Origin of the sequence: Pseudomonas sp. R2-37-08W (genome assembly GCF_003851705.1) — a bacterium.
Lineage (GTDB): Bacteria > Pseudomonadota > Gammaproteobacteria > Pseudomonadales > Pseudomonadaceae > Aquipseudomonas.
On record NZ_CP027728.1, the window covers coordinates 4,923,341 to 4,947,522 of the forward strand.

At 57.7% G+C, this 24,182-nt stretch carries 18 protein-coding genes, 1 other RNA gene and 1 pseudogene; 8 read left to right on the plus strand and 12 right to left on the minus strand.

Annotated features, from left to right (window positions below; translation table 11 throughout):
• Positions 1-22 precede the first annotated feature (22 nt).
• The 7 genes from greA to grpE form a co-directional block, all read right to left on the minus strand.
• The gene (gene greA, locus C4J93_RS22730; RefSeq protein WP_124364443.1) at positions 23-499 is read right to left on the minus strand and encodes a transcription elongation factor GreA; all 477 of its coding nucleotides are present in this window, start codon (positions 497-499) and stop codon (positions 23-25) included.
• Positions 496-3,717, minus strand: a complete 3,222-nt coding sequence (carB, locus tag C4J93_RS22735; protein ID WP_124430524.1) for a carbamoyl-phosphate synthase large subunit — start codon at positions 3,715-3,717, stop codon at positions 496-498. Before carB ends, greA begins: the two co-directional genes overlap by 4 nt.
• Before the next feature lie 105 nt (positions 3,718-3,822).
• Positions 3,823-4,959 (minus strand): glutamine-hydrolyzing carbamoyl-phosphate synthase small subunit, encoded by a 1,137-nt coding sequence (gene carA, locus C4J93_RS22740; RefSeq protein WP_124415615.1) that lies wholly within the window; start codon positions 4,957-4,959, stop codon positions 3,823-3,825.
• Between the two features lie 259 nt (positions 4,960-5,218).
• Complete coding sequence (gene dapB, locus C4J93_RS22745; protein WP_053137815.1) at positions 5,219-6,025, minus strand: 4-hydroxy-tetrahydrodipicolinate reductase; 807 nt, start codon at positions 6,023-6,025, stop codon at positions 5,219-5,221.
• A 10-nt stretch (positions 6,026-6,035) separates the two neighbouring features.
• Positions 6,036-7,160: a molecular chaperone DnaJ gene (gene dnaJ, locus C4J93_RS22750; protein WP_124364447.1), complete on the minus strand. Its 1,125-nt coding sequence runs from the start codon at positions 7,158-7,160 to the stop codon at positions 6,036-6,038.
• Positions 7,161-7,478: 318 nt separating this feature from the next.
• Positions 7,479-9,395: a molecular chaperone DnaK gene (gene dnaK / locus C4J93_RS22755; RefSeq protein ID WP_124364448.1), complete on the minus strand. Its 1,917-nt coding sequence runs from the start codon at positions 9,393-9,395 to the stop codon at positions 7,479-7,481.
• 102 nt (positions 9,396-9,497) lie between these two features.
• Complete coding sequence (gene grpE, locus C4J93_RS22760; protein WP_124371894.1) at positions 9,498-10,058, minus strand: nucleotide exchange factor GrpE; 561 nt, start codon at positions 10,056-10,058, stop codon at positions 9,498-9,500.
• Between the two features lie 254 nt (positions 10,059-10,312).
• On the opposite strand from grpE, the gene recN reads away from it, so the two are divergent.
• Complete coding sequence (gene recN, locus C4J93_RS22765; protein ID WP_124430525.1) at positions 10,313-11,986, plus strand: DNA repair protein RecN; 1,674 nt, start codon at positions 10,313-10,315, stop codon at positions 11,984-11,986.
• Positions 11,987-12,072: 86 nt separating this feature from the next.
• On the opposite strand, the gene fur is transcribed toward recN, so the two are convergent.
• A complete protein-coding gene (fur, locus tag C4J93_RS22770) occupies positions 12,073-12,477 on the minus strand; it encodes a ferric iron uptake transcriptional regulator (protein ID WP_003194220.1) in 405 nt (134 codons plus the stop codon).
• A 98-nt stretch (positions 12,478-12,575) separates the two neighbouring features.
• Here fur and C4J93_RS22775 point away from each other — a divergent pair, with 98 nt between their 5' ends.
• The gene (locus C4J93_RS22775; protein ID WP_124430526.1) at positions 12,576-13,103 is read left to right on the plus strand and encodes an outer membrane protein assembly factor BamE; all 528 of its coding nucleotides are present in this window, start codon (positions 12,576-12,578) and stop codon (positions 13,101-13,103) included.
• 55 nt (positions 13,104-13,158) lie between these two features.
• On the opposite strand, the gene C4J93_RS22780 is transcribed toward C4J93_RS22775, so the two are convergent.
• Complete coding sequence (locus tag C4J93_RS22780; protein WP_124430527.1) at positions 13,159-13,461, minus strand: RnfH family protein; 303 nt, start codon at positions 13,459-13,461, stop codon at positions 13,159-13,161.
• Positions 13,454-13,888 carry a type II toxin-antitoxin system RatA family toxin gene (locus C4J93_RS22785; RefSeq protein WP_124368388.1) on the minus strand — a complete coding sequence of 145 codons (435 nt, stop codon included), beginning with the start codon at positions 13,886-13,888 and terminating at the stop codon, positions 13,454-13,456. Before C4J93_RS22785 ends, C4J93_RS22780 begins: the two co-directional genes overlap by 8 nt.
• Positions 13,889-14,057: 169 nt before the next feature.
• On the opposite strand from C4J93_RS22785, the gene smpB reads away from it, so the two are divergent.
• Complete coding sequence (smpB, locus tag C4J93_RS22790) at positions 14,058-14,540, plus strand: SsrA-binding protein SmpB (RefSeq protein ID WP_003176160.1); 483 nt, start codon at positions 14,058-14,060, stop codon at positions 14,538-14,540.
• A gap of 38 nt (positions 14,541-14,578) precedes the next feature.
• Here the strand turns inward: smpB and C4J93_RS22795 are convergent, their stop codons facing one another.
• Positions 14,579-15,346 carry a GntR family transcriptional regulator gene (locus tag C4J93_RS22795; protein ID WP_124364453.1) on the minus strand — a complete coding sequence of 256 codons (768 nt, stop codon included), beginning with the start codon at positions 15,344-15,346 and terminating at the stop codon, positions 14,579-14,581.
• 250 nt (positions 15,347-15,596) lie between these two features.
• Here C4J93_RS22795 and C4J93_RS22800 point away from each other — a divergent pair, with 250 nt between their 5' ends.
• The 5 genes and pseudogenes from C4J93_RS22800 to C4J93_RS22820 all read left to right on the plus strand — a co-directional run.
• On the plus strand, positions 15,597-17,291 hold the full coding sequence (locus C4J93_RS22800) for a lactate permease LctP family transporter (protein ID WP_124371898.1): 1,695 nt from the start codon (positions 15,597-15,599) through the stop codon (positions 17,289-17,291).
• Between the two features lie 70 nt (positions 17,292-17,361).
• Positions 17,362-20,172 carry an FAD-binding and (Fe-S)-binding domain-containing protein gene (locus C4J93_RS22805; RefSeq protein WP_124430528.1) on the plus strand — a complete coding sequence of 937 codons (2,811 nt, stop codon included), beginning with the start codon at positions 17,362-17,364 and terminating at the stop codon, positions 20,170-20,172.
• A 135-nt stretch (positions 20,173-20,307) separates the two neighbouring features.
• Positions 20,308-20,586 carry a hypothetical protein gene (locus C4J93_RS22810; protein WP_124430529.1) on the plus strand — a complete coding sequence of 93 codons (279 nt, stop codon included), beginning with the start codon at positions 20,308-20,310 and terminating at the stop codon, positions 20,584-20,586.
• 93 nt (positions 20,587-20,679) lie between these two features.
• Positions 20,680-21,076: a transfer-messenger RNA gene (gene ssrA, locus C4J93_RS22815) on the plus strand.
• A gap of 174 nt (positions 21,077-21,250) precedes the next feature.
• Positions 21,251-22,192, plus strand: a pseudogene (locus C4J93_RS22820) (integrase arm-type DNA-binding domain-containing protein); the annotation flags it as partial.
• A 486-nt stretch (positions 22,193-22,678) separates the two neighbouring features.
• Here C4J93_RS22820 and C4J93_RS22830 read toward each other — a convergent pair.
• Positions 22,679-23,716 carry a hypothetical protein gene (locus C4J93_RS22830; RefSeq protein ID WP_124430530.1) on the minus strand — a complete coding sequence of 346 codons (1,038 nt, stop codon included), beginning with the start codon at positions 23,714-23,716 and terminating at the stop codon, positions 22,679-22,681.
• Between the last annotated feature and the right edge of the window lie 466 nt (positions 23,717-24,182).

Genomic DNA, 24,182 nt, shown 5'->3' on the forward strand with positions numbered 1-24,182 from the left:
CGCACGAAGCGGGCGCCGTCTTTCAGATGTGACGAACTTCGACAATCTCGTACTCGATCACGCCGCTCGGCGTTTTTACGGCAACCACGTCGCCTTCTTCCTTGGCGATCAGGGCGCGGGCCAGCGGCGAACCAACAGAGATCTTGCCGAGTTTAAAGTCAGCCTCGTCTTCGCCCACGATTTGGTAGACAACGCGCTCATCCGTCTCGACGTTGGCGATTTCCACCGTGGTGCCGAAAATCACCTTGCCGGTGTGCGGGATGGTCGTGACGTCGATGATCACCGCATTCTGCATACGGCCTTCGATGTCACGGATCCGCGCCTCGACCATACCCTGCTGCTCGCGAGCAGCGTGGTATTCGGCGTTTTCCTTCAAGTCACCCAGCTCGCGGGCCGTACCGATGTCCTGGCTCAGCTTTGGACGTACGACCTTGGTCAGATGGGCGTGCTCCTCTTCCAGGGCCTTGGCGCCCTGGACGGTCATTGGATATTTGATCATGCCTTCAATCCTGCGTGTAGATCCTGCAAGCGACGCACGGTCTTTTCCGGACCGAACTTGAGCGCTTCGCAGATGGCTTCGCCTGCAGCAATGGTGGTGGTGCAGTAGATCTTGTGCTGCAAGGCATTACGGCGAATGGAGTAGGAGTCCGCGATCGACTGGCGACCCTCGGTGGTGTTGATGATCAGCGTGACTTCGTCGTTCTTGATCATGTCGACCACGTGCGGACGGCCTTCCGTCACCTTGTTCACGCGGCGCACTTTCAGGCCGGCAGCTTCGATCAGCTTGGCGGTCCCGGCGGTAGCCACGACTTCAAAGCCCAAGTTGATCAGATCACGGGCTACACCCGCAACCAGTGGCTTGTCGTCATCACGTACGCTGATAAACGCGGTACCGCCGGTCGGCAGCACTTCGCTGGCGCCCATCTGGGCCTTGGCGAATGCTTCGCCGAAGGTGTCACCCACGCCCATCACTTCACCGGTGGACTTCATCTCTGGGCCGAGGATCGGGTCCACGCCAGGGAACTTGGCGAATGGGAACACCGCCTCTTTCACGCTGTAGAAGTTCGGAATGATTTCCTTGGTGAAGCCGATTTCCTTCAATGTCTTACCGGCCATCACGCGGGCAGCGATCATAGCCAGGGACACACCGATGCACTTGGACACGAACGGCACGGTACGCGAAGCGCGCGGGTTGACTTCAATGACGTAGATGTCTTCGCCTTGCAGCGCCAACTGTACGTTCATCAGGCCGACCACACCCAGTTCCAGGGCCATTTTCTTGACCTGTTCGCGCATCTCGTCCTGGATATGCGCAGGCAACGAGTACGGCGGCAGCGAGCAGGCGGAGTCACCGGAGTGAACGCCAGCCTGTTCAATGTGCTGCATGATCGCGCCGATCACGACGTCAGTACCGTCACACACCGCGTCTACGTCCATTTCAATGGCGCAGTTGAGGAAGTGGTCAAGCAACACAGGGCTGTCGTTGGACACTTTCACCGCGTCACGCAGGTAGCGCTTGAGCTCGTCTTCTTCGTAGACGATCTCCATCGCACGGCCGCCCAGTACGTAGGACGGACGCACCACCAGCGGGTAGCCGATCTTGCTGGCTGCGCGGATGGCTTCGTCTTCGCTGCGCACGGTGGCGTTCGGCGGCTGGCGCAGGTTCAGGCGCTCAACCATTTGCTGGAAGCGCTCGCGGTCTTCAGCGCGGTCGATGGCGTCCGGACTGGTACCGATGATCGGCACGCCAGCCGCTTCCAGGGCACGCGCCAGTTTCAACGGGGTTTGCCCGCCGTACTGGACGATTACGCCTTTTGGCTTCTCGACGCGGCAGATTTCCAATACGTCTTCCAGCGTTACCGGCTCGAAATACAGGCGGTCGGAAGTATCGTAGTCAGTGGAAACAGTTTCCGGGTTGCAGTTGACCATGATGGTCTCGTACCCGTCTTCGCGCAGTGCAAGGGCGGCGTGTACGCAGCAGTAGTCGAACTCGATGCCCTGGCCGATACGGTTCGGACCACCGCCCAGGATGATGATCTTGTCGCGGTCCGACGGTGCGGCTTCGCACTCTTCCTCATAGGTGGAGTACATGTACGCGGTGTCGGTGGCGAACTCGGCTGCGCAGGTGTCAACGCGCTTGTAGACCGGGAAGATATCCAGCTTGTGACGATGGGTACGCAGGTTCTTCTCGGTCACACCCAGCAGCTTGGCCAGGCGTTGGTCGGAGAAGCCTTTGCGCTTGAGGCGGAACATCAGGTCGCGGTCGATAGACGAAAGACCGAGGGTCTTGACCCTCTCTTCTTCCTTGATCAGGTCTTCGATCTGCACCAGGAACCACGGGTCGATCATGTTCATGCCGAAGATATCTTCGACGCTCAGGCCGGCGCGGAAAGCGTCAGCCACGTACCAAATACGTTCGGCGCCCGGCACGGTCAGCTCGCGCTTGAGGATGCTCATGCTTTCCGGGTTGCCCAGGTCGAGCTTTTCGTCCAGGCCGCAAACACCGACTTCCAGGCCGCGCAGGGCTTTCTGCAGGGATTCCTGGAACGTGCGGCCGATTGCCATGACTTCACCGACAGACTTCATCTGGGTGGTCAGGCGCGCATCAGCCTTGGGGAATTTCTCGAAGGCAAAGCGCGGCAGCTTGGTCACAACGTAGTCGATGGACGGCTCGAAAGAGGCCGGCATGGCGCCGCCGGTGATTTCGTTTTGCAGCTCGTCCAGGGTGTAACCGATCGCCAGCTTGGCAGCGATACGCGCAATCGGGAAACCGGTCGCTTTCGAGGCCAGCGCCGAAGAGCGCGATACACGCGGGTTCATCTCGATCACGACCATGCGGCCTGTGTCCGGGCAGATGCCGAACTGAACGTTGGAACCACCGGTTTCAACGCCGATCTCACGCAATACCGCCAACGAGGCGTTACGCATGATCTGGTATTCCTTGTCCGTCAGGGTCTGCGCTGGAGCAACGGTGATCGAGTCACCGGTGTGCACGCCCATCGGGTCGAAGTTTTCGATGGAGCAGACGATGATGCAGTTGTCCTTCTTATCGCGGACAACCTCCATCTCGTATTCTTTCCAGCCGATCAGGGATTCGTCGATCAGCAGCTCTTTGGTCGGCGACAGGTCCAGGCCACGGGCGCAGATTTCTTCGAATTCTTCACGGTTGTAAGCAATGCCGCCACCGGTGCCGCCCATGGTGAAGGACGGACGGATAATGCACGGGAAGCCGAGCTTTTCGAGAACGGCGTTGGCCTCTTCCATGCTGTGGGCGATACCGGAGCGCGGGCAATCAAGGCCGATGGACTTCATCGCCTTGTCGAAACGCGAACGGTCTTCAGCCTTGTCGATGGTGTCGGCGTTGGCACCGATCATCTCTACGCCGAACTTTTCCAGGACGCCTTCGCGCTCCAGGTCCAGGGCGCAGTTCAGTGCGGTCTGGCCGCCCATGGTCGGCAACAGCGCGTCCGGACGCTCTTTCTCGATGATCTTGGCAACGGTCTGCCATTTGATCGGTTCGATGTAGGTGGCGTCGGCCATGGCCGGGTCGGTCATGATGGTGGCCGGGTTGGAGTTCACCAGGATGACGCGGTAGCCCTCCTCGCGCAGGGCTTTACAGGCCTGGGCGCCGGAGTAGTCGAATTCGCAGGCCTGGCCGATCACAATCGGGCCAGCGCCGAGAATCAGGATGCTTTTTATGTCTGTACGTTTTGGCATGGGTTTGTCACTCAAATCCGCAGGTCAGTCGGCAAGCCGTCTTGAACAATCCTTGAAGAGCCTGCGGGGGCCACCGAAGTCAGGGGCCGCCCGCACGCCGCTCAGTCAGCGTCGCTTGGCCATCTCATTGATGAAACGGTCGAACAGCGGCGCTACGTCGTTCGGGCCCGGGCTGGCTTCAGGGTGGCCCTGGAAGCTGAACGCGCTCTTGTCGGTGCGCTCGATGCCTTGCAGGGAGCCGTCGAACAGCGACTTGTGAATGGCGCGCACGTTAGCCGGCAAGGTCGCTTCATCCACCGCAAAACCGTGGTTCTGGCTGGTGATCATTACAACGCCAGTATCCAGATCCTGCACCGGGTGGTTGGCGCCGTGGTGGCCGTGCCCCATTTTCAGGGTCTTGGCGCCGGAAGCCAGGGCCAGCAACTGGTGGCCCAGGCAGATGCCGAATACCGGGATCTCGGTTTCCAGCACTTCCTTGATCGCCTGGATGGCGTAGTCGCATGGCTCGGGGTCGCCTGGGCCGTTGGACAGGAACACACCGTCCGGCTGCAGGGCGAGCACTTCACTGGCCGGGGTTTGTGCAGGCACCACGGTTACGCGGCAGCCCCGCGCAACCAGCATGCGCAGGATGTTGTATTTGACGCCGTAGTCGTAGGCAACCACATGGTATGGAAGCTCGGCCGCGTCGATGGTCGCGTGACTGTCGGTCTTCAGGTCCCAGACAGTGGAGCGCCATTCGTACTGCTCTTTGACGCTGACGACTTTCGCCAGGTCCATGCCCTTCAGACCAGGGAACCCTTGCGCCGCGGCAATCGCCGCCTCTTCGGAGATATTGTCACCGACCATGATGCAGCCATTCTGCGAGCCTTTTTCACGCAGGATGCGCGTGAGGCGGCGCGTATCGATACCGGCGATCGCCACCACGTTGTTGGCTTTCAGGTAATCGGACAGCGACATCGTGTTACGCCAGTTGCTCGCCACCAGAGGCAGGTCACGAATCACCAGACCTGCCGACCAGACACGATCAGACTCGACGTCTTCCGGTGTAGTACCGGTGTTGCCGATGTGCGGATAGGTCAGGGTGACGATCTGTTGGGCGTAGGAAGGATCGGTAAGGATTTCCTGATAGCCGGTCATGGCAGTGTTAAACACTACCTCTCCAACGGTTTGACCGTCGGCTCCAATGGCTTCGCCGCGAAAAATGCTGCCATCAGCAAGGGCGAGTATGGCTGGCTTAGTCAAGAAGACCTCCCGTAAATAAAGCCTGAAAGGGCGATCGCAGGTTGTAAAAAAGCGGAGTGACGTATGGACACGTCACCCCGCTTCTTCACCGAATAATTCTGCGCGCTTTTAGTGGACACACTAAAGCTGTAGCTTACAGAAAAAGGCTTTTTGGGTCCACCGCTAATGAGCCTTAAAGGCAGGAGAATGCGACAGGGCGTCGCCTAGCGGGTAAAAACGGGGCCTAAGCATAAGCTTGAGGCCCTGTTTAAGCTACTGATTAATGCAGGTCGAGCACGTCGCGCATGTCGTACAGCCCAGGCTCGCGCCCCTCCAGCCAGAGCGCAGCACGTACCGCACCCTTGGCGAACGTCATGCGGCTGGAAGCCTTGTGCGTGATCTCAAGGCGCTCGCCTTCAGTGGCGAACAGCACGGTGTGATCACCCACGACATCACCACCGCGCACTGTCGCAAACCCAATGGTGTCGCGCGCGCGGGCACCGGTGTGCCCCTCGCGGCCATACACCGCCACTTTCGACAGGTCACGCCCCAATGCATCGGCGATAGCCTCGCCCATGCGCAAAGCGGTTCCGGACGGGGCATCGATCTTGTGACGATGGTGGGTTTCGATAATCTCGATATCCGCCTCATCACCCAATACGCGAGCGGCCATGTCCAGCAACTTGAGGGAAAGGTTCACCCCCACGCTGAAGTTCGCAGCGAAGACCACAGGGATATCCTTGCCCGCCTCTACCAGCAATTGCTTCTGCTCAGCCGTCAAACCGGTGGTACCGATGACCATCGCCTTGCCTGCCTTACGACAGAACGCCAAGTTTTTCAGCATCACCTCCGGCAGCGTGAAATCGATCAATACGTCGAACTCGTCAGCCACCTGCTCCAGGTTGCCGGACAACGAAACGCCGATACGGCCCAGCGAGGCCAACTCACCGGCATCCGCACCGATCAACGTGCTGCCCGGGCGAACGATCGCCGCGGTCAGCCCGGACGCCGGCGAGCGCTGCTGCACCGCTTCGACCAGCGTTTTGCCCATGCGCCCGGCAGCGCCCATTACGGCTATACGTCGCATACTCAATTCCTTACAGGTCGCCGAAGAAGCGCTTCACGCCATCGAAAAAGCCCGTGGTTTTTGGCGAGTGGGAGTCATCACCCGCTAACGAACTGCGAAACTCTTCAAGCAGCTCGCGCTGACGGCGATTCAAATTGACGGGCGTTTCTACCGCCACACGACACATCAAGTCGCCCGCCCCACCACCGCGCACTGGCGCAACGCCTTTGCCACGGATACGGAACTGCTTGCCGGTCTGCGTGCCCTCAGGGATCTTGAGCTTGACCCGCCCGTCAAGGGTCGGAATTTCCAGCTCGCCGCCCAGTGCCGCATCGACAAAGCTGATCGGAACTTCACAGAACAGATGCTTGCCATCGCGCTGGAAGATCGAATGCTCGCGCACATTGATGACCACGTACAGGTCGCCCGTGGGCCCACCCTGGGCACCCGCCTCCCCCTCGCCCGACAGACGAATGCGGTCGCCGGTATCCACGCCCGCCGGTACTTTCACCGACAGCGTCTTGTACTCTTCGACACGGCCTTCGCCATGGCAAGAGTCGCACGGGTCGGAGATGATCTTGCCCTGGCCATGGCAGCGCGGGCAGGTTTGCTGCACCGAGAAGAAGCCCTGCTGCATACGAACCTGACCGATACCACCGCAGGTCGGGCAGGTGATGGGCGAAGAGCCTTTCTTTGCACCCGAACCGTCGCACGGCTTGCAGTTGACCAGCGTCGGTACACGGATATTGACGCTGGTGCCGCGCACGGCTTCTTCCAGGTTCAGCTCCAAGGTGTAGCGCAAGTCGCTGCCACGCTGGGCACCGCCACGCTGGCCGCCGCGGCCACCGCCGAAGAAATCACTGAACACATCACCGAAGATATCGGAGAAGTTCTGCCCACCAAAACCGGCACCGCCGCCGCCCATGCTTGGGTCGACACCGGCATGCCCATACTGGTCGTAGGCTGCACGCTTGTTGGGATCAGACAGACATTCGTAGGCCTCATTGGCCTCTTTGAACATTTCTTCGGATTCTTTGCTATCCGGATTACGGTCCGGGTGGTGCTTCATTGCCAGCCGGCGGTAAGCCTTTTTCAGGTCCGCGTCGGCGCAGCCACGCTCCACACCCAATACTTCGTAATAGTCACGCTTTGCCATAAGTCTTTGCACTCTTAAGGACGTTCAGCCAGACCCTCCTGAGCCTCGCCAAACTCGTTGAGCCCCAATGCAGGCCCGGACCCAACTCACGTCAATTCAACGATCCTGGTCATTACTACTCTTTAGCCGGCCACCCGACTAAAAACGCGGCATTTACTGCTCGGAAAGCAGGAGCATTCCCGATCACACCGCCAGCATCCGAACGCTGTCGCATACTGTAAAAATTCGCATACCCCAGACACGCCAACGCGGGAGCAAGCTCCCGCGCGGCGACATCCTACCAGTCACCGCTTGTGAGCGGTCAACCGGGCGACCAAGTTACTTCTGGTCTTTGACTTCTTCGAACTCGGCATCGACCACATCGTCGTGCTTGGCTTCAGGCTCTGCTTGTTGTGCAGCACCTTCGGCCGGCTGGCCTTGCTCGGCGTACATTTTCTGAGCCACTGGCGCGGACACCTTCGACAGCTCTTCAACCTTGGCTTCGATAGCAGCCTTGTCGTCGCCTTTGATAGCGGCTTCCAGAGCAACCACGGCAGCTTCGATTGCAGTTTTCTCTTCGGCAGTCACTTTGTCGCCAGCGTCAGCGACCATTTTGCGCGTCGAGTGAACCAGCGCATCACCCTGGTTACGGGCGCCAGCCAGCTCGGCAAACTTGGCATCCGCATCAGCGTTGGCTTCAGCATCACGAATCATCTGTTGAATTTCTTCATCAGACAGGCCCGAGTTGGCCTTGATGGTGATCTTCTGCTCTTTGCCGGTAGCCTTGTCTTTCGCACCAACGTGCAGGATACCGTTGGCGTCGATGTCGAAGGTTACTTCGATCTGCGGCACACCACGTGGAGCTGGTGGAATCTCGGCCAGATCGAATTTACCCAGGGATTTGTTCTGGGCAGCTTGCTTACGCTCGCCTTGCAGCACGTGAATGGTCACGGCGCCCTGGTTGTCATCGGCAGTCGAGAACACTTGGGATTTCTTGGTAGGAATCGTGGTGTTTTTCTCGATCAGCGCAGTCATTACGCCACCCATGGTTTCGATACCCAGGGTCAGCGGGCTGACGTCCAGCAGCAGCACGTCTTTCACGTCACCGGCCAATACCGCGCCCTGGATGGCAGCACCCATGGCAACCGCTTCGTCCGGGTTCACGTCTTTACGTGCTTCTTTACCGAAGAACTCGGTTACTTTCTGCTGTACCAGCGGCATACGCGTCTGACCACCGACCAGGATCACGTCGTTGATGGAGCCAACGTCGATACCGGCGTCTTTCAGCGCAATGCGGCATGGTTCGATAGTGCGCTGAACCAGGTCTTCAACCAGTGCTTCCAACTTGGCGCGAGAGATCTTCACGTTCAAGTGTTTAGGGCCGGTAGCGTCTGCAGTGATGTACGGCAGGTTCACGTCGGTGGACATGCTCGACGACAATTCGATCTTGGCTTTCTCAGCAGCTTCTTTCAGGCGCTGCATCGCCAGCGGGTCACCCTTGAGGTTCATGCCGCTTTCTTTCTTGAATTCGTCAACGAGGTAGTCGATCAGACGGATATCGAAGTCTTCACCACCCAGGAAGGTATCGCCGTTGGTGGCCAACACTTCGAACTGGTGCTCGCCGTCAACTTCAGCGATTTCGATGACCGAAACGTCGAACGTACCGCCACCCAGGTCATAAACGATCACAGTGTGGTCGCCTTTGGCCTTGTCCATACCGTAGGCCAGGGCAGCTGCGGTAGGTTCGTTGATGATACGTTTTACGTCCAGGCCCGCGATGCGGCCGGCGTCTTTGGTCGCCTGGCGCTGGCTGTCGTTGAAGTAGGCCGGAACGGTGATTACCGCTTCGGTCACGGTCTCACCGAGGTAGTCTTCGGCAGTTTTTTTCATCTTTTTCAAGACTTCTGCCGAAATCTGCGGCGCAGACATCTTGTTGCCATTTACTTCAACCCAGGCGTCACCGTTGTCAGCCTTGGCGATTTTGTAAGGCACCATCTTGATATCTTTCTGTACGACTTCTTCGTCGAACTTACGACCGATCAGACGTTTTACCGCGTACAGGGTGTTGTGCGGGTTGGTAACAGCCTGACGCTTGGCCGACTGACCGACCAAGATCTCGCCGTCGTTGGCGTAAGCGATGATCGACGGCGTGGTACGCGCGCCTTCAGCGTTTTCGATAACCTTGGCTTTGCCGTTTTCCATGACCGAGACGCACGAGTTGGTGGTCCCCAGGTCGATACCGATAATTTTGCCCATGATTCACTCTCCCGAAACTTGAATTTGGATGCCGCAGCAGTTGTGGCTAACTGCGGTAGCACTTAAACGCTTGACTTATAAATGGGGGCCTTGCGGCGGATTTCAAGCCTGCTCATCAATAGAAGGCGAAACGGGTGCAGGCGCCTTGCTCACCACGACCATCGCCGGGCGCAACAAGCGGCCATTGAGCAGGTAGCCCTTCTGGAACACTTTCAATACGCTGTTAGGCTCAAGGTCATGACTTTCCTGCATCGCCATTGCCTGGTGGTGCTCCGCGTTGAACGGCTCACCGCCTTGCGGATCGATGGCTTCCAACTGATAACGCTTCAGGGTGTCCTGGAACATTTTCAGGGTCAGTTCGATCCCTTCGCGCATAGGGCGGATGTTTTCGTCGTCCGGGTTGGACAATTCAAGGCCACGCTCCAGGCTGTCAATAATCGGCAGCAGGTCGTTGGCGAATTTTTCCAACGCGAATTTGTGAGCCTTTTCTACGTCCTGCTCGGCACGACGGCGGACGTTCTGCAGATCGGCGGCAACACGCAACGACTGATCCTGCGCTGCGGCCAGCTGCTCTTCGAGCACTTGCACACGAGTTGCCAGTTCATCACCGGCAGCCGAATTGGCGTCTGGCGTTTGCGTATCCTGCGTCTGTTCGTCAGCCATAGATTTCTCCTTTCAAAATCATGCGCGAACTCAACTCGCGCTTCTGTTCCGGTATATGGGGCCACAATTTTCAGGTTCAAGGGCGCAGGCGTTACCAAAAGTCTTTCGCATGCCTTGGATCATTTCCTGCCTCTACATTCCTAATCGCGCTAAAAAAACACATCGATCAAGCAAATCGAGCTAAGCGTCAGGATTGTCAGCTCAGAACAAAACACTGTATAAATAACCAGACCTAAAGCCTGGGAGCGACGTTCATGCTCGTGCACCTGTCCGTACATAACTACGCCATCGTTGAACATCTGGATCTCGAACTGGATCGCGGCATGAGCGTAATCACAGGCGAGACCGGCGCCGGCAAGTCGATCATGCTCGACGCCCTGGGCCTGACACTCGGCGACCGCGCCGATAGCGGCGTGGTGCGCCCCGGCGCCGATAAGGCCGATATCTTGGCCACCTTCGACCTGGTCGACATTCCCGAAGCCGAGGCCTGGCTGGCCGAGCGCGACCTCAACAATGAAGGGCCGTGCATTCTGCGCCGGGTGATCACCGCCGAAGGACGCTCACGCGGCTACATCAATGGTACGCCCTGCCCCCTTGGCGACCTCAAAGCCCTGGGCGAATTGCTGATCGATATTCACAGCCAGCATGAACACCAATCCCTGCTTAAAACCGACACCCATCGCCGCTTGCTCGATGAGTACGCCGGCGCCACCGAACTTGCCCGTCAGGTTCACCTGGCCGCTCAACGCTGGCGGCAGACGCGCCAGGAACTGGAGCGCCTTTCCAATTCCGGCGACGAGCAACGCGCTCGCCACCAACTCCTCAGCTATCAACTCGAAGAGCTGGAAAGCCTGGGCCTGGGCGAGACCGAGCTGGAGCAGCTTGAACAGGAACACAAGAACCTGACCAACGCCGAAACACTGCTGGGTATCTGTCGCCAGGTGGTCGAGCAATGCAGCGAAAGCGATTCCGGCAATGTGCTTAACGCACTGACGGCGAGCCTCAATCGGCTGTCCAGCGTGAATAACGCATCCGGCTCACTGAGTGAAGCCACCACATTGTTGACCAGTGCGCAGATCCAGGTGGAGGAAGCGGTGGGCGAGCTGAATCGCTTTCTGGATCATTTCGACGCCGACCCGGCGCGCCTGCAGGAAATAGAAGAGCGCCTGGACACCATCTACACCCTGGCGCGCAAGCATCGAATCCAGCCAACCGAAGTGGCGGCGATGCAGCAAAAACTGCTGGATGAAATCGAAACCCTGAACGCGAACGACGAGTCCATTGAACGCCTCGGCGAAGAACTCGCCTCCTTCGCTCGGCATTATCAGGAAAAGGCTCGCGAGCTGAGCGAGCTTCGCCAGCAGGCCGCCACCCGCCTGGCCGGCGCCGTGGAACAGGAAATCCAGCGCCTGGGCATGCCCGGTGGTCGCTTCACCATCCAGTTGAACGCCAACACCAGCCATGAGCTGCAACCCCATGGCCTGGAACAGGTGGAGCTGCTGGTCAGTGCCAACCCGGGGCAACCGCTCAAAGCCCTGGCAAAGGTTGCCTCCGGCGGCGAGCTTTCACGGATCAGCCTGGCCATCCAGGTCATCACCGCGCAAACCTCGCGCGTACCGACACTGGTGTTTGACGAAGTGGACGTAGGTATTGGCGGGCCAACTGCAGAGATTGTTGGCCAGTTGTTGCGACGCCTGGGGGATCGAGGCCAGGTGCTTACGGTGACCCACTTACCGCAAGTGGCAGCCCAAGGGCATCAGCATTTGTTCGTGCACAAGGTGCGAGGCAGCGACGCGACGCGCACGGCCGTGTCCAAGCTGAACAAGTCGGAGCGCGTAGAAGAAGTGGCGCGGATGCTTGGCGGTATTGATTTGACCAAGGAGTCTTTGGCTCATGCTAAGAAAATGGTCGTCGCCGCGAAGGCTTGAGGCGAGCATTTTGCTTCTTATATAAAGCACGAAGGCGACCCTAGGGTCGCCTTCAATCGTTTCGCAGAGCAACTCTGCGTCGATTTTTACTTTTTCTTACGGATGTACAGCACCAGATTATGGTCGACCAAATCGAAGCCATGCTCCTCAGCGATCTTATGCTGCAGCGCTTCGATCTCAGGGCTGGTGAACTCGATTACCTCATTGGTATCCAGGTCAACCATATGGTCGTGATGCCCGCCGTCGGCCAATTCAAACACTGCATGACCGCCGTCGAAATTATGACGAACCACCAGCCCTGCGGCTTCAAACTGGGTCAGGACACGGTAAACCGTGGCCAGGCCGACGTCTTCATTAGACTCCATCAGCGCCTTGTAAACGTCCTCGGCACTCATGTGGCGCTGCTCAGCAGAATCGAGCATTTGTAGAATCTTGACTCGGGGCAGAGTCACTTTGAGACCGGCTTTGCGTAGTTCGCTATTTTCAACCATGGTTAGCTTTCTCGCGGATGCTGCTTCGCAGCTTCTCTTAATACGGGTATGATCGGCGTTTACGTTGTCCCAGCCAAGATAGTGGAAGTCGCCCACCGATGCAAAACACCAAGCTCTTGCTAACCAGTTTCACCTTTGTGGGACTGCTCGCACTCGCCGGTTGTTCATTCCCCGGGGTTTACAAAATCGACATCCAGCAGGGCAATGTCGTCACGCAGGACATGATAGACCAGTTACGCCCCGGAATGACCCGACGGCAAGTACGGTTTATCATGGGCAATCCCCTGCTGACCGACACTTTCCATGCCGATCGCTGGGATTATCTCTACAGCCTCCAGCCTGGCGGCGGTGAGCGCCAGCAGGAGCGCGTCAGTGTCATCTTCAATGGCAGTGACCAGCTTGTCAGCCTGTCCGGTGACTTCATGCCTGGCGTAAGCCGCGATGAAGCGCTGCTGGGCAAGGACAGCGGCACCAGCGTGACCGCCCCTGCACAAGAAGCCGAGAAGCCGAAATCCGAGGTGCCGGCCAAGCCAGGCTCCTTGCTGGACCAGATCCAGAAAGACGTCGATGGCGTGGAAACCGTGCCAGTCCCGACGCCACAGCCTCTGGACACTAGCCCGCAGTAACAAGGCGACACTCAACAAAAAGCCCGGCATGCCGGGCTTTTTGTTGCTTGCTAATTTATGACCCTTGCTGCCTGGCCTTCGCCGCTTTGGCCGCACGCTGCCTGCGCACTTCCTTGGGATCTGCCAGCAACGGCCGGTAGATTTCAATTCGATCACCTGGTTGCACCGCACGCGTATCAGCGTCGGCAACCACCTTACCGAAGATTCCCAACGGGCATTCAGCCAGTTCCAACTGCGGGAACTGCTCAGCAATCCTCGACATGTGCACCGCCGCCCTCAGGCTTGCGCCCTCCGGCACCGCCACCGCCAGTAACACCTGGCGCTCAATGGCGGCATGCACCACTTCAATGTCAACCATGCAGCTGCTTGGCTCGCTGGCAGAATGCATCCACCAGCGTATTCGCCGCTTGGTTGAATAAAGGTCCCAACGTCGCCCGGACAATAGGCCCGGCGTAATCGAACGATAGATCCAGGCTGATCTTGCAGGCCTTGTCCGTCAGCGCCTTGAATACCCATACCCCATGCAACTGGGTGAACGGCCCCTCCTGCAGATTCATCTCGATGGATTTTCCAGGTACCAGCACATTGCGCGTAACAAAATGCTGACTAAGCCCACCCTTGGCTACGCCGACGCTGGCCACCATGTACTCATCACCGCCCTCCAACACCTCGGCAGTAGAGCACCACGGCAGGAATTCCGGGTAACGCGCCACGTCGTTGACCAGGTCATAGAGCGCCTGCGCGGGATAGGGCAGCAGGGCCGAACGTTGAATATGCGTCGTCATGTGAGCGTTATTTCCACAGCTGAGCGGGCAAACATCGCGAAAGAACAGCCAGATCCGCGAGAGAAAAAAACCAAAGAACTGCCGGCATTGTCCGGGATTCATCGAACACGCTCAAGCACGCAGGTTGACCGTAGCCGACTCGCTCGCAACTCCCTATAATGCCGCCCCTATGGCTAAACAAAAGAAACACCCCACAGGGACCATCGCGCAAAATAAAAAAGCGCGACACGATTACTTCATCGAACATCGGTTCGAGGCTGGTCTGGTCCTGGCCGGCTGGGAAGTAAAGAGTCTGCGTGCCAGCAAGCTGCAGCTGGTCGACAGCTATGTGCTGCTCAAGGATGGCGAGGCATGGCTGCTTGGCAGTCATATCACCCCGCTGACCACCGCGAGCACCCACGTGATTGCCGACCCGGTGCGCACGCGCAAGCTGCTGCTCAACGCCCGCGAGCTGGAAAAACTCGCTGCGGCAGTGCAACAGAAAGGCTACGCCTGCATCTGCTTGTCCTGGTACTGGAGCAAGCACCTGGTCAAGTGCGAGATTGCGCTGGGCAAGGGCAAGAAGGAATACGACAAGCGCGATACCGAACGCGAGCGCGACTCCAATCGCGAATTGCATCGCGCGGTGCGCAACAAGGGCAAGGAAGAATAACCTTGTGACCCTGTAGCTTCGGGCAACACCGCCCGAGGCTACATGCCTTTACGTCGCTCCGCCCGGGCTACGCGCTGAACTTCCTGACGCACCTCCTCCAGCACTTCCTGCACATACAGCAGGTGACGTGTTGAAATTTCGCGCGCCTGCTCGGCTCGCCCTTCAATAATTGCCAAATACAGATCGCGGTGCTGACTGATCAGCATGTCGCGGGTTTCGGTGCGCTGTTGATACATGCCGCCAATGTTGGTCACCACGTTACGCTTGAGCAAATCGAATAGCCCGCGAATGGTATGCAGCAACACGGCGTTATGGCTCGCTTCCGCAATGGCCAGATGAAACCGCGCATCTGCGGCGCCCTCCTCCACTCGACTTACCTCGTCAGCCCGCGCATAACAATCCTGCAACGCTTCGAAAGCCGCCGTCAGCCGCTCACGGTCAACTTCCGTTGCTCGTAATGCCGCGTAATACGCGCAAGAAGCTTCCAGTGTCTGGCGAAACTCCAACAGGTCCCGTTGAGCTTCAGGGTTGTTTTCCAACAGATTCAACAGAGGATCGCTAAAGGTCGACCCCAGGGATTCCACGACATAGTTGCCACCGCCTTGACGACTGACCAGCAACCCTTTGGCCGCCAGCTTCTGGATCGCTTCTCGCAGCGATGGCCGTGACACGCCAAATTGCTCAGCCAAAGCACGTTCGGCCGGCAAGCGCTCGCCCGACTTCAACGTGCCCTCAAGGATCATGCCCTCAAGTTGCTCGACGATATCGTCAGACAAACGGCGCTGACGCACCTGATCAAACCCCATAACCCACTCTCCACCATCCCGACCACTCGCCGGGGCTTCTATTCTGGCCTATCGCCGCGCTCGCGGCACCTATCAGAACGCCTTCGATTCACCCCACCAGAACAGTCACGCCCGGCTGTACGACCAAAGTTTCGCGGGCGGCAAATTGACACACCCCCAACAAGCCTCTTAATCTAGCCCACAGCGGTTGTAAATTGGTATTACCAATTACCCAAGCCATACAAACAACAACAATCAGGGGCCACCCCATATGCAAACCTGGCAACAGCTCTACAGCCCTCTCGGCAGCCTCGGTGTATCCGCACTGGCCGCCCTTATCCCCATCGTGTTTTTCTTCCTGGCCCTGGCCGTATTCCGTCTCAAAGGGCACGTGGCCGGCAGCATCACCCTCGCGCTGTCGATCCTGGTCGCCATCTTTGCCTTCCAGATGCCGGTCGACATGGCCCTGGCCGCCGCCGGTTACGGCTTTGCCTATGGTTTGTGGCCGATTGCGTGGATCATTGTGGCGGCGGTATTTCTCTACAAGTTGACGGTCAAGAGCGGTCAGTTCGAAGTGATCCGCAGCTCGGTCCTGTCGATTACCGACGATCAACGTTTGCAGGTACTGCTGATCGGTTTCTGCTTCGGCGCGTTCCTCGAAGGTGCGGCCGGTTTCGGTGCGCCCGTGGCAATCACCGCCGCATTACTGGTCGGCCTGGGTTTCAACCCGCTCTACGCCGCCGGCCTGTGCCTGATTGCCAACACCGCCCCAGTCGCCTTTGGCGCGCTGGGCATCCCGATCATCGTTGCAGGCCAAGTCACCGGCATCGACGCGTTCAAGATCGGTGCCATGACCGGCCGCCAACTGCCGCTGCTCTCGTTGTTCGTGCCCTTCTGGCTGGTGTTCATGATGGACGGCCTGCGCGGCGTTCGCGAAACCTGGCCCGCAGCCCTGGTGGCGGGCCTGAGCTTCGCCGTCACCCAATATTTCACATCCAACTTCATCGGCCCGGAACTGCCGGACATCACCTCGGCACTGGCCAGCCTGATCGCCCTGACCCTATTCCTGAAAGTCTGGCAGCCCAAGCGCAGCGCCGGCGCGCAGATCGCCGGCGCCACCTCGAGTACAGCGGTTACCGCCAGCGCTGGCGGCTTCGGCTTGCCGCGCAACACCGTTGTTTCGCCGTACAGCCTGGGGCAGATTTTCAAGGCATGGTCGCCGTTCCTGATCCTCACCGTGCTGGTCACCATCTGGACACTCAAGCCGTTCAAAGCGATGTTCGCCGCAGGCGGCTCGATGTACGGCTGGGTCTTCAACGTTGCGATCCCGCACCTGGACCAACTGGTGATCAAAGTCGCACCGATCGTAACGAACCCCACCGCCATCCCGGCCATATTCAAGCTGGACCCGATCTCAGCAACCGGTACCGCGATTTTCTTTTCGGCGCTGATCTCGATGGCAGTCCTGAAAATAGACTTCAAAACTGGTCTTACCACTTTAAAAGAAACCTTCTACGAACTGCGCTGGCCAATTCTGTCCATCGGTATGGTGCTGGCCTTCGCCTTTGTCACCAACTACTCGGGCATGTCCTCCACCATGGCCTTGGTCCTGGCCGGCACCGGCGCTGCCTTCCCCTTCTTCTCACCTTTCCTCGGCTGGCTTGGGGTTTTCCTGACAGGCTCGGACACCTCGTCCAACGCACTGTTCAGCTCGTTGCAAGCGACCACCGCGCACCAGATCGGCGTTAACGACACCTTGCTGGTAGCGGCCAATACCAGTGGTGGCGTGACCGGCAAAATGATTTCGCCGCAATCCATCGCCGTGGCCTGTGCGGCGACCGGCCTGGTGGGCAAGGAATCCGATCTGTTTCGCTTCACCCTCAAGCACAGCCTGTTTTTTGCCACCCTCGTCGGGTTGATCACCTTGGCGCAGGCGTATTGGTTCACCGGTATGCTGGTGCACTGAGACCTGCATGCAATAGGGTAAAAACCGACGCCGGACACCGGTTCCGGCGTCAGCTATTTCTGGAGGACCGATGAGCCTGCCTGCAGCATTCCTGAGCGACGTCGCACAACTGATTCCGAAGGATCGGCGTTTTGACGATCCACTTTCCACCCTCGCCTTCGGCACTGATGCCAGCTTTTACCGACTGATCCCACAGTTGGTGATTCGGGTTGAGTCGGAGGACGAAGTCGTCACATTGTTGCAACTGGCCCAGCGCGACCACGTTCCCGTGACCTTCCGCGCCGCAGGCACCAGCTTGTCCGGCCAAGCCATCAGCGACTCGGTGCTGATCGTGCTGGGTGATCAGTGGAATGGCCGCGAAATTCGCGGGCAAGGCCTGCAGATCCGCCTGCAACCGGGCGTAATCGGCGCCCAGGCCAACGCCTGGCTCGCGCCATTCGGGCGCAAGATCGGGCCGGACCCGGCGTCAATCAATGCCTGCAAAATCGGCGGCATCGTCGCTAACAACGCCAGTGGCATGTGCTGCGGTACGGCACAAAATACCTACCACACCCTGGCCGGCATCCGTCTGGTGCTGGCCGACGGCAGCCGCCTGGACACCGAAGATCCCGCCAGCGTCCAAACTTTTCGTCAGACCCACGGCGCGCTGCTCGAACGCCTGGCGACACTGGGCCGCGAAACGCGGGCAAATGCCGAACTTTGCGCAAAGATTCGCCACAAATACCGTCTGAAAAATACCACTGGCCTGTCGCTCAATGCCCTGGTGGATTTCGATGACGCACTGGATATCCTCAGCCATCTGCTGGTGGGCTCCGAGGGCACGCTGGGGTTCATCAGCGCGGTGACCTACGACACGGTGATCGATCACCCGAACAAAGCCTCGGCGCTGATCGTGTTTCCGGATGTCGAGACCTGCTGCAACGCGGTAACCGTGCTGAAAACCCAACCGGTCTCGGCGGTTGAGCTGCTGGACCGGCGCAGTCTGCGCTCGGTCCAGGACAAACCGGGCATGCCGGCGTTCGTACAGCACCTGTCGAACAATGCCTGCGCGCTGTTGATCGAATCCCGCGCTGCCTCCCCTTCATTACTGCATGAACACATGGCGATGATCATGGCCTCCCTGGCAGCGTTTCCGGTGGAGAAACAGATCGACTTCACCGAGGACCCACTGGAAAACGCCCGGCTCTGGGCGATCCGCAAGGACACCTTCCCCGCCGTAGGCGCCGTGCGCAAAACCGGCACCACCGTCATCATCGAAGACGTGACCTTCCCGGTCGAACAACTGGCGATTGGCGTTAACCGTCTGATCGAACTGTTCGACAAACACCACTACGACGAAGCCATCCTTTTCGGACACGCGCTGGAAGGCAATCTGCATTTCGTCTTCACTCAAGGCTTCAACAGCGCGGAAGAAATCGCACGCTATCAGGCGTTCATGGACGACGTAGCACAGCTGGTGGCGGTTGAATTCGGCGGCTCGCTGAAAGCCGAACACGGCACTGGTCGCAACATGGCGCCGTTTGTCGAGCTGGAATGGGGCAGCGATGCCTATCAACTGATGTGGCAGCTCAAGCGCCTGCTCGACCCCAACGGCATCCTTAACCCGGATGTGGTGCTCAGCGATGACCCGCAGATTCATCTCAAGCACCTCAAGCCCCTGCCCGCCGCCGACGAGCTTGTGGATAAGTGCATCGAATGCGGCTTCTGCGAGCCGGTGTGCCCGTCCAAAGGCCTGACCTTGAGCCCGCGCCAGCGCATTGTGATCTGGCGCGATATCCAGGCTAAACAACGCGCCGGCGTCGACACCACCGAATTGGAAGCGGCCTACCACTACCAAGGCATCGACACCTGCGCCGCCACCGGGCTATGCGCCCAACGCTGCCCTGTTGGCATTAATACCGGCGACCTGGTGAAAAAACTGCGCAGCCGCGATGCCGACCGTACGAAAACCGCCGAATGGCTCGCCACCCATTTCGCCACTGCGCTGCAAGGTGCGCGCTTTACCCTGCATGTCGCCAACGGCGCGCGCCTGCTACTGGGAGCGCCGCGCCTGGCGAAGTTATCGGCCACCGTCACCCGGCTGTCCAAGGGACAAGTCCCGCTATGGACCAACGCCATGCCGCAACCGGAAAAAGCCATTCGCTTCAGCCCGGCCGTCACCGACGAGCGACCACGAGTGGTCTACCTGGCGGCCTGTGTCTCACGCGCCATGGGCCCGGCGGCGGGGGATAAAGAGCAAATGTCGCTGTACGACAAAACCCGTGGACTGCTGGAAAAAGCCGGTTACCAGGTAGTCTTTCCCGACCATCAAGACAACCTGTGCTGCGGCCAACCCTTCGCCTCCAAAGGCTATGCCGAACAGGCAGAACACAAGCGCCAGGAACTGCTCGGCGCCCTGCTCCACGCCAGCCGTGGCGGCCTCGACCCGATCTATTGCGACACCAGCCCGTGCACCCTGCGCCTGATGCAAGACCTGGGCGAGACACGCCTGGACCTCTACGACCCGGTACGCTTTATCCGCACCCACCTGATGGACCGCCTCGACTTCACGCCGCAGGAAGCACCGATTGCCGTCCATGTGACCTGCAGCACCCAGCACCTGGGTGAAAGCCAAGCGCTGATCGACCTCGCCCGACGCTGCGCCAAAACCGTCGTCATCCCCGAAGGCATCCACTGCTGCGGCTTTGCCGGCGACAAAGGCTTTACCACGCCAGAACTCAACGCCCACGCACTGCGCACCCTCAAGGACGCGGTGCAACATTGCAGCGAAGGCATCTCCACCAGCCGCACCTGCGAGATCGGCCTGAGCCAGCACGGCGGCATCGATTATCACGGTTTGGTATACCTCGTAGACCGCGTGACCCAGGCCCGCGCCCATTAGCCTGCAAAAAAACCGAACCCCTGCGCGCCGGCGTAGTCATCTGCATAGGCCTCGACAAACGAGGCTCATCAGTGATGTCGCTGGCAGGCCCCCAACGCCGGCAGCGTCGAGCCCAATTGTGCAAGGAGATACCCTATGAAGCGTTCCGCTCTTGCTGGCTTGTTCATTACCGCTGCGATGCTGGCATCCCCTGCTTTTGCGGCCGGTGATAAAGACCTGTGCCAGATCAACCTGGACAAAATCAACAACGGTAAAGCGCTGCTCGCCACCGACACCAGTGGCAAAAGCGGCGAAATAGACACCGCCGTCTCCCAAGCGAAAGCAGCCAGCGCCGCCGGCGATCACAAGAAGTGCATCGAAATCACCTCCAAGGCCCTGCAAGACCTGCAGAACGGGGACAAAGGCGGTCAGTAAGCGATAGGGCCGACCTTCGGGTTGGCCTTTCGTGAAGGTTTGGCGTACACTACACAAGCTTGTCACTCACTAGAAACAACGAGTTACAAGCACGGGGCCGTTTAGGATTCGACGCCGGTCGCGAAACTTTAGGTGCATGCCGAGTTGGTAACAGAACTCGTAAATCCACTGTTGCAACTTCTTATAGTTGCCAATGACGAAAACTACGGCCAGGAATTCGCTCTCGCTGCGTAAGCAGCCTTAGCCCTGAGCTTCTGGTACCTTCGGGTCCAGCAATCACCAGGGGATGTCTGTAAACCCAAAGTGATTGTCATATAGAACAGAATCGCCGTGCAGTACGTTGTGGACGAAGCGGCTAAAACTTACACAACTCGCCCAAAGCACCCTGCCCTTCGGGTCGCTGAGGGTTAACTTAATAGAAACGGCTACGCATGTAGTACCGACAGCGGAGTACTGGCGGACGGGGGTTCAAATCCCCCCGGCTCCACCACTTCAACGAAAAAAGACGTCCATGGACGTCTTTTTTTGTGCCTGAAATCCAATGAATACAGGGGTTTCGGCGCCTTCGGGGTCTTGGGAGAATTTCTGAGTTCCAGGCGCTTTGGTATCCCGGACTACCAAATGTCATTTTCAGGATACCAAAACGGTGCTGGAGGTAGCCCCCATGCCTACTAACGCAACCCGCCTCTCCGATCGCCAGCTCAAGGCGGTCAAGGCAACTGGTAAAGACTTCATCCTCAGCGACGGCGATGGCTTGCAGCTTCGAGTACGCGCCAGCGGCTCGATGATGTGGAATTTCAATTACCGCGAGCCGTTGACCAGAAGCCGTATCAACATGACGCTTGGTCCATACCCTGACCTCTCGCTAGCCAACGCCCGGAAGAAAGCTGCGGAGGCACGTGAACTGCTCGCTTTGGGTACTGATCCCAAAACCCAGCGTGATGAGGCAAGGCAAGCCAAACTTGCTGAGACTGAACACACTTTCGAGAAGGTGGCCACCGCCTGGCTCGAGCTGAAGAAAGACTCCGTAACCAAAGCCTACGCCGAAGACATTTGGAGATCGCTGACGCTGCATGTTTTCCCAAGCATGAAAACAACGCCCCTCTCTCAAATCACTGCTCCAATGGTTATCAAGATCCTTCGCCCAATCGAGGCCAAAGGGAGCCTCGAAACCGTGAAACGATTGAGCCAGCGATTCAACGAGATCATGACCTACGGGGTCAACTCCGGGCTGATATTTGCGAACCCTCTCAATGGAATTCGGGCGGTGTTCAAGAAACCCAAGAAAGAGAACATGGCTGCGCTACCACCTGAGGAGCTTCCCGAGCTCATGATGGAAATCGCGAACGCCAGCATCAAGCGCACGACCCGCTGCCTGATCGAATGGCAGTTGCACACGATGACCCGCCCTGCCGAAGCAGCCACCACACGATGGGCAGATATCGACTTCGACAAGCGCATTTGGACCATTCCGCCAGAGCGCATGAAAAAGCGTCGGCCGCACACAATCCCCCTTACCGATCAGGCATTTTCGTTACTGGAGACGCTCAAGCAACTCAGCGGCAACAGAGAGTACGTATTCCCCTCAGATAGCCACGGCCCCACGAGAAGATGCTTTCTGACACAGGCACTGCGCCGCGCTCGATAAGATCGTCAGTAGTTATTGGCGGGTAAACGACGGCGATGCTAATCAAATTTGAAATTGGAATGGTGGAACGAGGTGGCTTCAAGAATGAGCGAGAGAACCCTCCGATCGGCGCGATCAAAGATCGCTGGATCGGAGGGTTTAGCGGGAAAAATAAAGTCTCAAACGTTAATTAGCGTCTCAAGCATTGAAACTCGTTGGTCGGGATGCAGCAGCTTCACGAAGGTTGAGCAGAGTCTGCTGCAAACGCAGCAGAAAACCGGCCTCGAATGCCTCCTGAAAGTCCCCTGGACGATGACGTTTTCGATTCTGCGACAACGCCCACCTTAGCGGTAGTGATGAGCCTTCGAGGCAGGTCTCAGCACACCGAGCGCGATGCAGGTAATCCAGGTGATCCAAATTGCAAACGGAGCGCCATCAATACGATTAGCGTACGGAAGGAAAACGCTATGCACGTTCGAGAGCTTTGGTATCAAGCCGCTGTATTACATTGAACAAAAACATGTAAAGACCTAAATATCCTTGTTGAGCTTCAGCAAGCGTCACATCCGCGTGAACTCCTTTTGACGCAATATCGTTAAGCTTTTTTGCAAATGTTAATAGGTGATCTAATTCAGCACGAAGGAGATCTGTTGATGTTGATCGCTTGAATTGTACATGAACAAACTCATGCAGCCGATTCAAATACTGTTCATCCCCCATCTTACGTTCAATACCATCATTACATCTAACAACGCTTTCACTTGCTGGATAGAAGTAATCCGCGACAGATTTTAGCGCTCTCCGAACTTGCGTTAGTAGCAATGAAAGATCCTCTGATGAATCAGAGCTTATTAGCTGATTCGCCTTGTGGATTTTTTGATAAACGTCCCCTGATTTAGATCGAAAATAGTTAAGCACGTCATTTTGCATTTTTTCCAGATAGCTTTTTGTCGTAGACTGAATAGCCAGTTGACGTTCCATCTGAATGGCGAAGTTCAAGCACTTGTTCAGAACACGAGTTTTAATTATATTTATCGATTTTATACGCAGCCGAAACTCACTTTTTATGGACTGATACCTATCTGTAAAGGCAGCGCTATCATACTCTCCCATTGAAGCCGGGAGAGCTAAATCATTGATAGATTTTTCACATTGGTCAAGCTCAGCTGGAAAGTCTCCAACAGAAACAATTAGCACTCTCTTGGTATCATCCCCTACCGCCGTTGCCCCATTTGGACCAAAAGGCAAGGTTCTGGAATCTAGCCATCTCTCTGCTGACTGAGGCATCAAATAGCTGAACGCCTCCTCTTTCAAATGCGACACGTCCTCGTATAGAACGCGCGACACCTCCACCCGATCTTCAACGAGATCTCTCAAAAAAAGAGCCGTACTCATATGGTCATTTAGATGTCTAGACAGCCGCAGACTGGCGCGTACCGCCTTATCAACATCACCATTTTCGACATGATCAAATATACGAGTGACTAACTCCGACGGGACCATATATTTTTCCTTGCTTTGCCTTTGCCGCATCAACGAGATGCGCCAGAGCTGTAGTATATCGAACTAAAGTGCCAGCCATTTTCCCTGACTCGACCATAGACGATACTCAATCCCTACGGAGAACGAAAGCATCGCGGATGTTATCCGCAAGACGAAGAGCGGACAGGAATCGAACTTCGTGGTCATGCTTAGGTTGATAGAACCGCTCGATAATCAGAAATCGAGGTCGGGGGCGCCCTGGAAGGGGCGTAGCAGGAAAAAGCCTGCCCCCGATAGTGACGTTGGAAGCTAACCGTTGCCGCCCAACTCAAATCCTGCGTTTGCCAAGGCTCTCATTCAGCCATAGCCGAATATGGCTAATAAATTTCAGTAAGCCTTTGCATTTCACTCGCAAAAACTGAGTTGCTCCATGGGTGGTACCTTGGGTAAAGCACGTCACCCAGAGCGAGAGTCGTGCTTAGCGCTT